14 protein-coding genes are annotated in these 15827 nt (G+C 47.0%); 5 read left to right on the top strand and 9 right to left on the bottom strand.

Going from position 1 to position 15827, the window contains the following annotated elements; all coding sequences use genetic code 11:
• Window positions 1–30: 30 nt before the first annotated feature.
• The gene (nusB, locus tag HRU69_05390) at window positions 31–1227 is read right to left on the bottom strand and encodes a transcription antitermination factor NusB (protein ID QOI96960.1); all 1197 of its coding nucleotides are present in this window, start codon (window positions 1225–1227) and stop codon (window positions 31–33) included.
• 26 nt (window positions 1228–1253) lie between these two features.
• The gene (locus HRU69_05385; protein ID QOI96959.1) at window positions 1254–2354 is read right to left on the bottom strand and encodes a Glu/Leu/Phe/Val dehydrogenase; all 1101 of its coding nucleotides are present in this window, start codon (window positions 2352–2354) and stop codon (window positions 1254–1256) included.
• 162 nt (window positions 2355–2516) lie between these two features.
• Between HRU69_05385 and HRU69_05380 the strand changes: the two genes are divergently transcribed.
• Complete coding sequence (locus HRU69_05380; protein QOI96958.1) at window positions 2517–4334, top strand: ABC transporter ATP-binding protein; 1818 nt, start codon at window positions 2517–2519, stop codon at window positions 4332–4334.
• Here HRU69_05380 and HRU69_05375 read toward each other — a convergent pair.
• Genes HRU69_05375 through HRU69_05355 form a run of 5 tightly spaced genes read right to left on the bottom strand, consistent with a single transcriptional unit; the run spans window position 4322 to window position 9296 of the window.
• Window positions 4322–5050, bottom strand: a complete 729-nt coding sequence (locus HRU69_05375; protein ID QOI96957.1) for a hypothetical protein — start codon at window positions 5048–5050, stop codon at window positions 4322–4324. The genes HRU69_05380 and HRU69_05375 overlap by 13 nt on opposite strands.
• Before the next feature lie 40 nt (window positions 5051–5090).
• Window positions 5091–6866, bottom strand: coding sequence for an ABC transporter ATP-binding protein (locus HRU69_05370; protein ID QOI96956.1), 1776 nt, complete (start codon window positions 6864–6866; stop codon window positions 5091–5093).
• 46 nt (window positions 6867–6912) lie between these two features.
• The gene (gene truA, locus HRU69_05365; protein ID QOI96955.1) at window positions 6913–7659 is read right to left on the bottom strand and encodes a tRNA pseudouridine(38-40) synthase TruA; all 747 of its coding nucleotides are present in this window, start codon (window positions 7657–7659) and stop codon (window positions 6913–6915) included.
• 33 nt (window positions 7660–7692) lie between these two features.
• A complete protein-coding gene (locus HRU69_05360) occupies window positions 7693–8043 on the bottom strand; it encodes a four helix bundle protein (protein QOI96954.1) in 351 nt (116 codons plus the stop codon).
• Window positions 8044–8096: 53 nt separating this feature from the next.
• Complete coding sequence (locus HRU69_05355) at window positions 8097–9296, bottom strand: acetyl-CoA C-acyltransferase (GenBank protein QOI96953.1); 1200 nt, start codon at window positions 9294–9296, stop codon at window positions 8097–8099.
• 71 nt (window positions 9297–9367) lie between these two features.
• Between HRU69_05355 and HRU69_05350 the strand changes: the two genes are divergently transcribed.
• Entirely contained in the window at window positions 9368–9817 is a 450-nt protein-coding gene (locus tag HRU69_05350) for a DUF4293 domain-containing protein (GenBank protein QOI96952.1), read from the top strand.
• 85 nt (window positions 9818–9902) lie between these two features.
• Window positions 9903–11804 (top strand): molecular chaperone HtpG, encoded by a 1902-nt coding sequence (gene htpG / locus HRU69_05345; GenBank protein QOI96951.1) that lies wholly within the window; start codon window positions 9903–9905, stop codon window positions 11802–11804.
• Window positions 11805–11816: 12 nt separating this feature from the next.
• Here htpG and HRU69_05340 read toward each other — a convergent pair whose 3' ends face one another.
• Complete coding sequence (locus HRU69_05340; GenBank protein ID QOI96950.1) at window positions 11817–13289, bottom strand: ATP-binding protein; 1473 nt, start codon at window positions 13287–13289, stop codon at window positions 11817–11819.
• Between the two features lie 336 nt (window positions 13290–13625).
• Here HRU69_05340 and HRU69_05335 point away from each other — a divergent pair, with 336 nt between their 5' ends.
• Complete coding sequence (locus tag HRU69_05335; protein ID QOI98833.1) at window positions 13626–14390, top strand: hypothetical protein; 765 nt, start codon at window positions 13626–13628, stop codon at window positions 14388–14390.
• Between the two features lie 10 nt (window positions 14391–14400).
• On the opposite strand, the gene HRU69_05330 is transcribed toward HRU69_05335, so the two are convergent.
• Window positions 14401–14757 (bottom strand): YraN family protein, encoded by a 357-nt coding sequence (locus tag HRU69_05330; protein QOI98832.1) that lies wholly within the window; start codon window positions 14755–14757, stop codon window positions 14401–14403.
• Window positions 14758–14812: 55 nt separating this feature from the next.
• Between HRU69_05330 and HRU69_05325 the strand changes: the two genes are divergently transcribed.
• Complete coding sequence (locus HRU69_05325) at window positions 14813–15820, top strand: bifunctional phosphoglucose/phosphomannose isomerase (GenBank protein ID QOI96949.1); 1008 nt, start codon at window positions 14813–14815, stop codon at window positions 15818–15820.
• Window positions 15821–15827: the final 7 nt, after the last annotated feature.

The raw sequence follows: 15827 nt of genomic DNA, 5'->3' as shown, positions 1-15827 counted from the left end.
GGGGCTACAAGTTTACACATTTAAAACGGATTACTTATTGTCAATCAGGCCGCGGCCGCTCTTCTTCAGTGTTCCGGCCGATTTCAACTCTTTTGAAATGACATCCAGGATGCCGTTAACGAACTGCCGGCTTTTGGGGGTGCTGTAGTTTTTGGCCAGTTCGATGTACTCGTTAATGGTTACTTTAACGGGTATGCTTGGAAAGCCGGTAAGTTCGGCCAGGGCCATTTCAAGGATTATCCGGTCGGTAAGCGGCAGGCGGTCCACTTCCCAGTTGCGGGTGTTTTTGGCTATCTGCTGTTTAAGAGCTTCGGGCAGGTTAGCCGAATCGGTAAACAGTTTTTCGATGAACTCCCGGTCATCATCCCAGTTTAGAGAAAGTTCGTGCAGATGAAGTGGTTTTTGCGATTGCGGGTCGAATGATTTAACTGTTTTCTCTACCATGCCTTTCACAATATCCCGATCCTCAGCCCACCGTAATATTTCCGATTCAAAGAATTCGTTAATCACGGTTTTACCGAGGATGACCTTTCTAAATAAATGGTTGATTAGTTTTTTCTGCTCGTCAACCGATGGATTTTTCTTATCCAGATAGTCCATGTAGTCGGCATCCTGTTTAACCACATCGCGAAGCCAAAGTTTAACCAGGTTTGCGCGCGATGCCCACTGGCTAGCTGCTTTTGAGTTTCGGGCTTTCAGATCTTCGCTTTCACGAAAGGCTGTTATCCAGGCGTTGTTCAGAAAATTTTTGTGGTTGATCTTTTTGTCGTCTGCGGCTGCATCAGCCAGGGCAACGGCCAGGTTTAATACGGCCAGGTACTGATCATAGATGCACTCAACTTCGGTAACCAGATTTTTTTTAAAGTAAGTAAAATCTTTACGCTCATTTTTTATGTAAAAATCAAGTGAATCAGCTACGGCTTTTTTGATTTTGTCGTCCAGATCAGCTGGTAAATCTTCCTTTTTTTCAAAAGCCTTTTTAAAAACTTTTAATGCCTGCATTTTTTGCTGATTAAGAAGTTTCTTGTCCTGCACTTCCATTGAATTGAGGTCGGGGGTAAAGGCTTCTTCAATCCGGTCGTAACAAAGCTGCAGGTTGGCATCCTTGCTTTGCTGGAGTGCAAAGAGATTCTGCATTACTTTTATCCGTAGGCTTCTGCGGTTGAGCATGGTTTCAAAGAACGGCCAAAGATACAGGTTGATTCGGTTAAAATAAAAAACCCGCATGCTGGTATGCGGGCTTTTGCGGTACCTTACCGGGGTATTCGTACCCGGCCTACGTCTTCAATCCGTTTCTCGGCAATTTTAATGGCTGCTTCCTGGGTGTTTATTTTTTCTTTCGAAGCCAAATCAAAAATATTCAGGCACGTGCTGTAAATTCGTTCAGCTTGTTCGAAAACACGATTACGATTATAGTTGCCCAGAAATTCATTATACACATTAATCAAGCCACCGGCATTGATCAGAAAATCGGGCGCATAGGTAATGCTGCGGTCTATCAGCATATACCCGTGCTTCACTTCATCTTTCAACTGGTTGTTGGCGGCACCGGCAATGATGCTGCATTTTAACCGGGGAATGGTGTTGTCATTGAGCGTAGCCCCTAATGCACAGGGCGCATAAATATCCACATCCAAATCATAGATCGCATCCTGTGAAACAGCGGTTGCTCCGTATTTTGTGGCCACCTGTTTTACTTTCTCTTCCGAAATATCGGTGATATAAACGACTGCATTTTCTTTGGTAAGGTATTCTACCAGGTGCATACCTACCTGACCCACACCTTGAACAGCCACCTTTTTTCCGGAAAGACTGTCGGAACCAAACACTTTTTTAACGCTGGCCTTCATGCCCAGGTAGGTTCCATAAGCTGTAACCGGAGAAGGGTCTCCTCCACCGCCAGCGGATTCGGGTAAGCCGGTAACATGTTTGGTTTCCATGGCAATGTACTCCATATCAGCCGTTTTCATATTCACATCTTCGGCTGTTATGTATTTACCCCCCAGGCTGTTTACGAATTTGCCGAACCTGCGCAAAAACGCCTCGGTCTTCATGGTTTTCGCATCGCCAATGATTACTGCCTTGCCACCACCGAGATTTAATCCGCTGATGGACGCTTTGAACGTCATCCCCCGGCTCAGGCGCAGCACATCGGTAAGCGCTTCCTGTTCGGTTGAATAATTCCACATGCGCGTTCCGCCAAGTGCCGGCCCAAGGGTTGTGTTGTGAATACCGATAATGGCCTTCAAGCCGGTGGCCTCGTCATGGCAAAACACTACCTGTTCATGACCAAGAGTTGAGAGCGAAGTGAATAAATCAGGTTGAGCGGCTTTTTTCAGTTCCTTTACTTCCATCGGGATTTGTTTTAGGGATGATTGATAGTACTTTTAAATTTTGGTTCGCCCGGAACGGCACAAAATTACTTGCTTTGACCGGCTTTTCCATGTAAAACAAACGGTTGCATGAACTTTAACGTGTTTCTTTCGTTTTTAGGTGCATTGGCAAAATTTTTTTGAATGAAAGAACTCAAATACCTCAATAAATACCTGTTCAAATACAAGTACTACCTGCTGTGGGGTATTGTGTTCGTAATTATTTCCAACATCTTCCAGATTATTCCTGCACAATTGGTGCGTCATGCTATCGATTTGGTTATTGATAACGTCCGTATCTACCGCTCCTTTGCTAATCTTTCACTGCAAGAAAATTTTTACGGAATTTTTGCCCGGGGCATATTGCTATATGCCGGGCTCATATTATTGATGGCGCTGCTTCGCGGATTATTTCTATACCTGGTCAGGCAAACCTTAATTGTCATGTCACGCCTGATTGAGTTCGATTTGAAGAATGAAATTTTCGCACACTACCAGGCACTGCCATTAAGTTTCTACCGAAGGAATAATACAGGCGATTTGATGAATCGTATTTCAGAAGATGTGAGCCGTGTGCGGATGTATCTGGGGCCCGCTATTATGTATGGCCTGCAGCTTATTACCCTGTTTCTTATTCTAATTCCGGTAATGTTTACCATCAGCGCTAAGTTGACTTGGTATGCACTCCTTCCATTACCTCTGCTATCGCTCAGTATTTACCTGGTGAACAATACCATTGAAAGGCGGTCGGAGCGAATTCAGCAAAGCCAATCCCGGTTATCCACTTTTGTGCAGGAGGCATTTAGCGGCATCCGGGTGCTTAAATCGTTCAATCGCGAAGCGGAATCAATAGCCCGTTTCGCCAAAGCAAGCGATCAATATAAAACGCAGTCACTCGGACTTACCCGTGTTCAGGCGCTCTTCTTTCCGCTTATCATGGGGCTTATCGGGCTAAGCACTATCCTCACGGTTTATGCAGGCAGTACCGAAGTCATCAAAGGGAACTTATCCTTCGGTCATATTGCCGAGTTCATCATTTATGTTAACCTGCTTACCTGGCCGGTTACATCATTGGGCTACACCAGCAGCCTGGTGCAACGGGCCGAAGCAAGCCAGAAACGGATAAACGAATTTTTAAACACACAGCCTACTATTGTTTCGGCAAAAAACCTGCAGCGTGAGATAAAAGGTAAAGTTGAGTTCGACCATGTTAGCTTTACCTACCCCGACACGGGCATAAAAGCTTTAACTGATGTTTCGTTCGTGATCAACCCAGGTGAGTCACTGGCCATTATCGGCACCACCGGTTCGGGTAAAAGCACCGTTTCCAACCTTATCGCCCGCCTGTACGATGTGCGTGAAGGTGAAATCAGAATTGACGATATTCCGATTGCTGATTATGACCTGACCAGTTTGCGAAGCCAGATTGGCTACGTTCCTCAGGATGTATTCCTGTTCAGCGAAAGCATCCGCAATAACATTGCCTTTGGCGGAACAAAACACCTTAGCGAAGAACAAATTATTCAGGCCGCCAAAGATGCTGATGTATACCACAATATTCTGGCGTTTCCGCAAGGGTTGGACACCCGAGTGGGCGAGCGGGGCATTACCCTTTCGGGCGGGCAGAAACAGCGCGTAAGTATTGCGCGGGCCATTGTTCATGAGCCACGCATCCTCATTCTGGATGATGCCCTCTCGGCTGTGGATACAAAAACAGAGAACAATATTCTCAACAGCCTGAAGCGGATTATGAAAGACCGTACCACCATTATTGTTTCGCACCGGGTTTCTTCAGCCAAACTGGCTACTAAAATCATTGTGCTGGTTGATGGCCGTATTGTTGAGCAGGGCACCCACGAAACACTTTTAAAGAACAACGGTGTGTACCGCGAACTGTATGAAAAACAAATTCTTGGCGATGAGGCGCAGGTTAGCGAGGGAAACACCGTTCAGAACACATAGCGGAGGCCCACCCCGCCCTGAATACGCCTGTAACCCGGATCTTTGAGCAGGTCGTTATACAGGTCCAATTCCATAAAAGCCGAAATGGGCAAACTAAAGTAAGAGTACTCGATGCCAAAGGTGGCCTGAATGCCGTAAGTGGCTCGGTTAACCGTTATTCGTTCGATTTTATTTTCCAACGGCCCGTCATTAACAAAAAAGTCATATGAAATATTCAGTTTTCTGAACTCCCAACCAAGTCCGGCATAGAGCTGAAGCCCGCGGCTCAGCCGGTCGGCCTTAATATGGTAAAGCGCCCTTATTTCAGCTACCCAGTCGGAGTTAACCTTATGTGTCATGTACTCCAAACTTTGTGTCGGGCTCAGGGTATCGGTATTGATGTACTCCGGAAAAATTTCACGGTAATACTTGCTGTACAAACCGCTGGCTGATGTGCCTGCATCAGCACCAATTGAGAAATGTTTGTTGGCATAGAACTTATACGAAACAGCAAAAGGATCTCCGAGTTTAATACCCAGTCCATGGTAAGGGTAGCCGGTATCTTCAAAAATGGGGCAAACCGTTTTGGCTTTGGAGCGGGAAATTTTAATGACGTTATAATTATGGTTGGTGCGATGGTGTACCACACGGCCGCCATGATGCACCCTGGGTTGTTGGGCAAAAACAGCCGGGGTAAGTAAAAGCAGGGCAAAACAAACTGTGAGGTTCAGGCGCATTAAGGCAAATATAATGCTTTAACCGGAGCGCCCCACGGCCCTATAAGGCAATCTCTTTGTACTGCATTTTATGCAGTTGGGCGTATGCGCCCTGGTGTTGAAGAAGTTCCTCGTGCCGGCCCGATTCAATGATGTGGCCGTGGTCAAGCACCAGAATTTTATCGGCTCGTTGGATAGTTGAAAGGCGGTGAGCGATTACGATAGAGGTACGCCCTTTCATCATCTTATCAATCGCAAGTTGTATCATCTCTTCTGTTTCGCTGTCAACCGAAGAGGTGGCCTCATCCAATACCAGAATTTTCGGGTCGTACACCATTGCGCGAATAAATGAAATCAGTTGGCGTTGTCCTACCGATAAGGTGGCGCCCCGCTCCATTACATTGTAATTGAATTGCCCCGGCAATCGCTCAATAAACTTCCTGGCCCCCACCAGGTCGGCCGCGTGCCACACCATGTCTTCGGTCACGTCAGTATTACCTAGTGTAATGTTATTGAAAATAGTGTCGGAAAAAAGGAAAACGTCCTGCAAGACCACACCGATGTTTCTTCTGAGATTCCCTAAATCAAAATCACGAATATCGGTACCGTCAATCCGGATTGATCCTTTGTTTAGTTCATAAAAGCGGGTTAATAAATTAATGATAGAGGACTTACCGGCACCGGTGGCGCCCACCAGGGCAATCATCTCACCCGGCTTTACAGAAAAACTGATATCCTTTATAACATATTGCTCATCGGTATACGCAAACCAAACGTGATCAAATTCCACCTTGCCTTCAATATGGGTGGGTTTGTGGGTTCCGGTTTCCTGCACATGTTCGGTGTTATCAAGCAAGTTGATGATGCGTGAGGAACTCACAATACCCATCTGCAAGGTGTTGTACCGGTCGGCTATCATGCGAATGGGCCGGAAGAACATCTGGATATACATGATAAAGGCTATGAGTTTGCCAATGGTAATACCTGTTTCTTCAAAATTGATGGCCCCCTTTGCACCATACCATACCAGTAAGCCGATGCCGGCAGCCGCGATGATTTCGGCCACCGGAAAATAAATAGAGTAATACAGCACCGAACGCAGGTTGGCCTGCTTGTGCTCTTCATTAATAGCCTTGAATTTTTCGAACTCGCGCTTTTCGCTGGCAAAGATCTGTACGATGTTCATGCCGGTGATATGTTCCTGCACAAACGTGTTGAGGTTGGCCACTGCATTGCGTACATCGTTAAAGGCCACTTTGATTTTTTCTTTGAAGATATACGTAGAGATAAGCAACAGGGGCAGGGTGGCCAGGCTCAGCAGGGCCAGCCGCCAATCCTGGTAAAACATGAAAGCGAGAATGAAAATCAACTGCAGCAGGTCGCTTACCATGGCCGCCAATCCTTCACTAAAAACATCAGCCAGGGTCTCCACATCCGAAATGGTGCGGGTAACCAACCGGCCGATAGGTGTTTTGTCAAAAAACCGCAGCCGCAGATTGACCAGGTGCTGGTACAGTTTAGTGCGGATGTCGCGGATAACCTGCTGGCCCATCCAACCGGAAAGGTACGTGTGTACATATTGCAGGGCTGATTGGGCGAACAGCAGGAGCAAAAGTATAAGCATCATCCACACCATTCCGTTGTAATCACCGGAGGCTACCTCATTATCCAGTGTGTGTTGAATGAGCAGTGGACGCAAAGGCGAAAGAATACCTATTGCCAACGTGAGGAAAACCAGAAAATAAAACCGCGCTTTGTACGGGCGCACAAACTCCATCAGGCGCCTGAGTACTTTAAAGTCGATGATGTTACCGCTGCTTACTTGTTCCTTTTCCATAGACCTCACCCCCATCCCCTCACCAAAGGAGAGGTGGGGTTCATTTTTATAAGAATATCGATTTGGGGTATTTCACATGTACCAGGTACAGGCCGTGCGGATCAACATTGGCGCCAGCCTTCCTGCGGTCTTTACTCTTAATAATCTGCTCAACGTATTTCACCGAAAGTTTACCGGTTCCAACATCCAGCAGGGTGCCTACAATAGCCCGCACCATGCCCCGTAAAAACCGGTTGGCCGTAATGGTAAAAACCAACCGTGCACCTTGTCTTCTCCACCTGGCTTTCTTCACGTGACAAATGAAATGATTTACGTCTGTCTTCACTTTGCTGAAACAGGTAAAATCCTGTTCCCCGCATAGTAACGCAGCGGCCCGATTCATGGTTTGCATATCAAGCGGTTTAAAATAATGAAGCGCCAGCCCGATGAGCAGCGGATCCTTAACGGTAGTAATATGATACGCGTACGTTCGCTCAACGGCATCATACCGCGCGCTGGCATCGGGCTTTACTTTACAAATAGACCGTATGGCAATGTCGTTCGGAAGAAATGAATTGAGCCGGTGAATCAGATCTTCCTTCGTAAACGGCTTTTCTATATCGGCATGAAAAAACTGCTGCAGGCAGTGCACACCCGTGTCGGTTCTTCCGCTCCCGATGATCTTAACCGGTGTGCGGAATAGTTTCGTCAACGCATTTTCCACAACAGTTTGCACGCCCAACGCATTGGCCTGGCTTTGCCAGCCGGCATAGTTTGAGCCGTTGTAGGTTATTTCGAAGAAGTAGCGGGGCATTTGAGGAGATCGGGGGTTAGGAGTTAAGAAGTTTTACATTTCTTGATGCTCCGCGTGAGTAAGCATTGAGAAGTTTACTTCCAAATCGATTTCGAGTTGGGTAACATCGGCAAACTTCAGGTCCTTTGTAAGCCTAAGGTAATACCGACATTCCGAGGCTGACCCTTGCGAAATATTGAAAAACCGGAGCTTGTCCTTAATGCCTCGCTTGGAATAACCTTCTGCTATATTGGAGGCTATGGAAACGGATGCCCGTCTGAATTGACTGGATAAACCAAATTGCTCCTCTTTTGGAAAAAATTTAGTCACTTCATAAACACTCAATACAAACTGATGGGCTTTCTGCCAAACAATCAATTCTTCAAAACTTTTTGTCTTTTCCATAAACAATACTTTGGTATTTAGATAATTACTTATCTCCTTACCTCCTCATCTTCTCAAATTCTCATATTCTCAAAAACCACAGCCGCCCCCTGTCCCACACCAATGCACATGGTTGCTACACCGTAGCGTGCGTTACGTTTAACCATTTCATGCAGCAACGTAGCGCTAATCCGCACCCCGCTGCACCCCAACGGATGACCTATGGCAATTGCGCCCCCGTTAACGTTCACGATCTGCGGATCAAGTTGAAGATCGCGGATGCAGGCCAGCGACTGCGAAGCAAAAGCCTCATTCAACTCCACTAAATCAATGTCGGCAATTTTTAATCCTGCACGCTTCAGTGCTTTTTGCACAGCCGGCACCGGGCCCACACCCATGTAAGCCGGGTCAACGCCTGCTACCGCAAACGAAACTACGCGTGCCATGGGCTTCAGGTTCATCCGCTTTATAGCATCTTCGCCAGCCAGCAAACAGGCTGCAGCGCCATCGTTAATGCCCGATGAATTGCCGGCCGTAACAGTTCCGCCTTCCTTAAATGCGGGTTTAAGTGCAGCAAGCTTTTCAAGCGTGGTTGCCCGAGGGTGTTCATCTTTTGCGAATTCGATGATCTCTTTTCCTTGCTGAACAGGCACCGTAACCAACTCATCTTTAAATTTTCCGGCCTCGTGCGCACGCTGGTATTTTTCCTGGGAGGCCAGTCCGAACTGATCCTGCTCTTGCCGGCTTATCTTCCATTTCTCCGCAACATTTTCCGCAGTCTCCCCCATAGAGTATGGGTAATACAATTTGGAAAGTTTTGAATTAATAAACCGCCAGCCCATGGTGGTGTCATACACTTCGGCTTTGCGCGAATACGCTTCCTGTGCTTTAGCCATGACAAACGGTGCACGACTCATGCTTTCAACGCCACCGGCTACATACAGGTCACCTTCACCGAGCATCACCGCACGCGAAGCATCCATAATGGCCTGCAGGCCGGAGGCGCACAACCGGTTAACGGTAACACCGCCCACTTCTTTCGGAAGGCCGGCCAACAACAAGGCCATGCGCGCCACATTGCGGTTGTCTTCACCGCTTTGGTTGGCTGCGCCAAACACAACATCTTCAATCCGGTTACCATCAACCGAAGGATTTCGCTCCATTAATTTTTTAATAACATGGGCAGCCAGGTCATCCGGTCGTACAGAGGCCAATGCACCCCCGTACTTGCCTATGGGAGTTCGGAGAATATCAACGATGAAGGTGGGTTTCATGGGCGTATTTACAAACAGCTTCCTGCTGAAAATAAATTAGTAGTTTTGAGGCAAGTTACGCGAACCCCCCTATGTGGCAAAGAATCCAAACCGTATTTCTTGTAATCACCGTGATAGCGCTGGTCATATCGCTGGTACAGCCGATATGGCTGAGCACCGACAACATTGTTAGGGCGCTTACCCCCTTTTATTATGTGAATGGTGATACTTTTTTATACATGCCGTACTCCATCACAGCGGTAATAGGCATTGCCTCAATAACTGTAACAGTAATGGAAATAAAGCGGTACGACAACCGGATGCTTCAGATAAAGCTGGGTGCCCTGAACTCGGTGCTGCTTGCAGGCATGATGATTTGCGCGGTGTGGTTTGCCAACAAGGTAACCGAACAAAACCCGGGTAACTTTAAGTACGGCTGGGGACTGTACATGATTTTTGTGGCCGTAATCGCCAACTGGCTGGCCATCCGGTTTATCAGGCGCGATGAACGGCTGGTACGGGATTCTGATAGACTTCGATAACTGCCAACCTGTCATAAAAAGTGTTTTGGAATAAAACTTGAATCCTGCCGCCTGCAGGATTTTTTTGTTTTTAAACCGGACAGTCATGGCAGAAGTACAGGAAAAAGGCACCATCTCCATCAATACCGAGAACATCTTTCCCATTATCAAAAAATTTCTCTATTCCGATCACGAAATCTTTTTGCGTGAACTGGTATCCAACGCGGTGGATGCCACCCAGAAACTCAAAAAGCTGGCTTCGCTGGGCGAGTACTCCGAAGAACTGGGCGACCTGAAAATTGAAGTAAGCTTTGACAAGAAGAAGAAAACCATCACCGTTTCCGATAAAGGCATCGGCATGACAGCCGATGAAATCAAAAAATACATCAACCAGATAGCTTTTTCAGGCGCTACTGAGTTCATCGAAAAATTCAAAGACAAAACCGATGCGAAAGACATCATCGGGAAATTCGGCCTCGGTTTTTACTCGGCCTTTATGGTGGCCGATAAGGTTGAACTGATCTCGCGTTCGTACAAAGCCGCTGAAAAAGAAGCTGCCCGCTGGGCGTGCGATGGCTCTACCGAATTTGAACTGGCCCCGGCTGTAAAAAAGCAACGGGGTACCGATGTGATTCTGCACATCAACAAAGACAGTGAAGAATTTCTGGATGAATGGCGCCTGAAAGGAATTTTGGAAAAGTACTGCAAATTCCTGCCGGTTGAAATCAAGTTCGGCACCAAAGAAGAAAGCGTTGAAGACGGTGAAGACAAAGACGGCAAGAAAAAATACAAAACCGTTACCGTTGACCGCATCATCAATAACACGCAGCCGCTGTGGACCAAATCGCCCAGCGACTTAAAGGATGAAGACTACCTGACGTTTTACAAGGAGCTCTACCCGTTCAGCGAGGACCCGCTCTTCTGGATTCACCTCAATGTAGATTATCCTTTTAACCTTACCGGCATCCTGTACTTCCCGAAAGTAAAAAATGACTTTGAGCTTCAGAAAAACAAAATCCAGCTCTACTCGCGCCAGGTGTTCATTACCGATGAGGTAAAGGATGTGGTTCCCGACTTCCTCATGCTGCTGCATGGCGTGCTCGATTCGCCCGACATCCCGCTGAACGTTTCGCGCAGCTACCTGCAAAGCGACTCGAACGTAAAGAAGATCAGCCAGCACATTACCAAAAAAGTAGCCGACAAGCTGCAGGAAATGTTTAAGAAAGACCGCGCTGATTTTGAAAAGAAGTGGGACGACATCAACATCTTCGTGAAGTACGGCATCATCAGCGATGAAAAGTTTTACGACCGCGCCAAAGAGTTTACCCTGCTTAAAAACACCGAAGGCAACTGCTTTACGCTGGATGAGTACAAAGACAAAGTAAAAGAAACCCAGCAAGACAAAAACAAACAAGTTATTTACCTCTACACCACCGATGCCGGCAAGCAGGACAGCTTCATCCAGGCTGCCAGAAACAAAGCCTACGATGTGCTGGTGCTGGACGGCATACTCGACAGCCACTTCATTAACGCGCTGGAACAGAAACTCGACAAAGTGCACATCAAGCGCGTGGACAGCGACCCGATTGACAAGCTCATCCACAAAGATGAGAAAATGGAAAGCGTGCTGAGCAAGGACGAACAGGAACAACTGAAATCCGTTTTTGAAAAGGCCATCAACAACAAAAGCATGACGGTGGCGGTTGAGCCCATGTCGCCCGATGAGTTTCCGGTGGTGATAACCATGAGCGAGTTCATGCGCAGGATGAAAGACATGGCCAAAGTGGGCGGTGGTGGTTATCCGTTTATGGGCGCCATGCCCGATGCGTACAGCGTAGCCGTTAACGGCAACCACGCGCTGATACAACGCATTGTAAAAGCCGGCACGGAAGAGGAGAAACTGAAACTGGCCAAGCAGGCGTTCGACCTGGCCTTGCTTTCGCAAAACATGCTCACCGGGCCTGACCTCACCAACTTCATCAGGCGGAGCCTGGAGTTTGTTTCATAGGCGGAATACCAATCACCGTCTTGATGCTGGTGGCTGCCGTACTGCTCTCATAGGTTCCGTCTTTGATTGTAAGATTGTGTTCTTGCCAACCGTGTACGCATAAACTGAAGCAGGAATAAATTTCAGTTTTAAATCATCTATTTCCTTCGTTCCTTCTTTATCAATTGTTGTAATTAGAGCGGTTTGCAGGTTATTGTCTCTAAGAAATCTTAATAGCGGTTTTAAGTCTCCTGGTTTTTCATAAAACTGATTAGTCCACTTGATTTCCACAGCCCATAGCGGTTTAAAATTTTTGTCGTCAAGTTTTACCATATCCACTTCTCCTTTCTGCCATCTTGCATAGTACGGAGTGAACCAACCTCTGTGCAGCCATTGAGCATAAATTGCCGTCTCAACCATGTTTCCTACGAAAGGGTCAGTCGGTTGTAACGGAGCAAATAGTGCACTTCTCAGCGAAGGATTGGTTAAGTAAACCTTGAACTGTGTCGCCCGTTGAAACTGTTTGGGTTTGTTTGAAATTTTATGAACAACCCTTATTAAAAAGGCTGCTTCTAAATATTCAATGTAACGTTTAATTGTATTCTTCTGAACGCCTGAATTTTTACTTAATTCTTCAAGGCTGACTTCACCTGCGCTATTGTATGCTATTGCTGTAAATAGCGAATTGAGTTCTTGCACATCCCTGATACCGTATAGGCTGGGCAGGTCGCGCAACAATACTTTGTCAATAATGTCACTTCTGATATATCGTCCGGGATTACTCTGAATTTTCTCCGAAAAAATAACTTCGGGATAACCACCATAATTAATGTAATCAAGAAAATGCTTGTTAAGCTCGTTGATATTATTGGTGCCGTAAAATTTTGTCAAACTACCATGCCACTCCATGTTGGTTTCTGTGATGAGTCTGTTTAATTGCTTCAAATGAAGAAACTCATTAAACGTCAACGGTGGCAGCATAAAATCTGTAAAGCGTCCTGCTCCGCTCTCATTACTTTTTAGCCGCAAAGCAGCTGCGGCAGAGCCCGAAGCGACAAAACGGGTGTGAGGATAACTATCAACCAAAGACTTTAGATGCACCTCCCAATCTTTTAAGTACTGTATTTCGTCAAAGAAGATATACCACCCTTTGGGGTTTCCCTGTTTTGTTGCTTTTCTGCAAAAACTAAAAAGTTGCTCTAAGCTGATACTGTTGTAAATGGGCGTTTCAACAGATATGAAAGCTACCTTCAGCGGGTCAATTTCGCTTTCAAGAAGATTTTGAACCGCATGATACATCATTACGGTTTTCCCAACTCTTCGGGGTCCCATAAGAACAACAGCACGCCTAACGCCTGTCTCTGTAACAAGTGGCATGAACAAGTCAAAATACAATCGCCTTTGCATGGAGTTATAATAATCTTCCACTGTTCCTGTCACCCACCAGGGATTCTCAAACCTTAGCCGGTCCAGAACCTGCTCTTCAGAATATCGTAATAAAGCCATTTTAATTAATTTTATTATACTAATTTATTATAAATAAGATTACTATACTAATATTATATTCGTATTATTTTAGTAAATAATGAAATAATTAGTAAAAATGAACCTTACTAATCAGGATGGGTTGGCACCAGGATATTTTCCTGTAGCCCACTCCTTGCTTAACCCAATAGCGGACAACAGAAAATACCCAGCCAGATACCCGGAATAATTTCCTCCTGCATATTACCACCCACCTTGAAAGTACATCCATAATTTTTGAACTTTCGGTTCGTTTCAGGTAGTATGAAGCCGGGCTTGATAATCACGTTACTGGTCATTGTCGGTTGTTTTCCGTTGCTGGCGCAGGAAGAACAGCCCGACCAGCTCTTTACCATTGATACACCGGCCAGCCTGGACTTTCTGCGCGAGGAAGAACCCATCAATACGCCTAAAAAGAAAAAGCCGAAGAAGAACGTTTTCTATGGCGTTAAAACCAAAAAAGGATTTGTGCGCAAAGGCGTTGGCGAACGCACCACCTACGAACTCTTTCACTACCTGAAGAAACCCGAAACCACGCAAACCCTGGTGCGCGACATTTATTATTACGACTACGCCCGCAGGGAAGTGATGCGCACCAGCCGGTTCGACCCCAAAAAAGGCGTGCTCGTGCACGGGCCGTACCAGAAAATTCAAAACGGCATTACGCTCGAAACCGGCATCTTTTACAAAGGCCTTAAACACGGCCGCTGGATGAAATACAACCGCGACAGCGTGCTGGTGGATAAAGAAAAATACTTCCGCGGTTGGCCGAAAGAATCGCTCATCAGCTACTGGGATCCGGTTGAAAAAACCAAACCGAAAGAAATCATCCCCATTGAATATGGCGAAAAGGAAGGCAACTACTACATGTTTCATGAAAACGGGCAGGTGGCCGTTACCGGTGAGTACCACTGGAACCAGCGCGTGGGCGACTGGTACGAGTACTACCCCAACGGCCGCAGAAAAAAGTTAATCGCTTACCCCAAAGAACCGTTCGATAAAAACGGAAAGCCCTATGTTAAAACCGAGTGGAACGACAAGGGCAAGGAGATTTACCGGAATAATAAGATGGCGGGCACATGATTACTGCCAATTAATTAATCGCATCCTCAAAGTGCTCAATTTCAGTTTCGCGCCCCAGCTTAACCGAAACCACATCAAACCGAACATGGCCATGCCAGTTATTGGCAAAAACAAATTCCTCGGCCGCGCTCAGGATCATCCGGGCTTTCTTGCCGTCCACAAAGGCCTCCGGCTCGCCAAAAGCCGATGACGTCCGGGTTTTCACTTCAACAAATACAAGGAAGTCATCCTTCTTCACAATCAGGTCCACCTCGGCCTTTTTATGCCGGTAGTTCCTGGCCACCACGGTAAAGCCTTTGCGTTCCAGGAAAGCCGCAGCCAGTTCCTCGCCTTGTTTGCCGATGGTCTGTTTGTTTTCCGGGGCCATGCGCGTATCGTAATTGGCGGGTATTTGTAATACCTTTGCACCGGAAATTACCACTATGTCTACAACCAAAAAATACATCGAAGGCTTTACACGCCAGCTGGCCGAGGCGCTGCGCCTGGGCGAATCGCTTGATTTGGTGCGCCCCGGCAGCGACATCCGCAACATTGTAATTGCCGGCATGGGCGGCTCAGGCATTGGTGCCAACCTGGTGGAGTCGCTCACCTTCGGGCGCATACCCATCCCCATTACGGTGTGCAAGAGCTACAGCATCCCCCAGTTTGTCAGTCCGCATACACTGTTTATCGCCTGCTCGTACAGCGGCAACACCGAAGAAACCATTGCCGCATTGAACAAGGCCATGCTCAAGCGTTCGCATGTTATTGCCATCGCCTCGGGCGGCAAACTGCTCGAGATCGCCAAAGAGTATAACCTGTTCTACATTCAGTTGCCGGCCGGCTCCGAAAGCCCGCGGGCCATGCTGGCCTACAACATGATTGCGCTGCTCTCAGTACTGTACCACACCAACCTGATAGGCGCGGCTTTCATTAAAGAAACCGAAAACGCTATCCAGTTTCTGGATCGCGGTGAAAAGGGAATACAAAGCGAGGCCGAACTGATTGCCAAAAAGTTAAAAGGCAAGCTGCCGGTAATTTACTGCGACAGCCGCCTGCATGCCATGGCGCTGCGTTTTCAGCAACAACTTAACGAAAATGCCAAGCAACTGGCGCACGTAAACACCTTCCCCGAAATGAACCACAACGAAATTGTGGGCTGGCGGTTCCCGGAGAATATTTTACCGCTGCTGCAGGTGGTATACATGTATTCCGACCACGACCACGAGCGCGTGGAGAAGCGCATGGAAATATGCCGCGAGTTTTTTGAACGCAGGTCCAACCCGATAATCGACATCATCGGTGAGGGCGCCTCGCTGCTGGAGCAATACTATTACCTCATCCACCTTACCGACTGGGTGTCGTACTACCTGGCCAAAGAAAACGGCATCGATCCTGATCCGGTTGAGCCCATCGTACAACTGAAGGAAGAACTGGAGAAGACAAAGTAATGTTGTT

The sequence above is a fragment of the Flammeovirgaceae bacterium genome, from assembly GCA_015180985.1.
Classification (GTDB): Bacteria; Bacteroidota; Bacteroidia; order Cytophagales; family Cyclobacteriaceae; genus UBA2336.
This window is presented reverse-complemented; position numbering and strand designations above follow the sequence as displayed.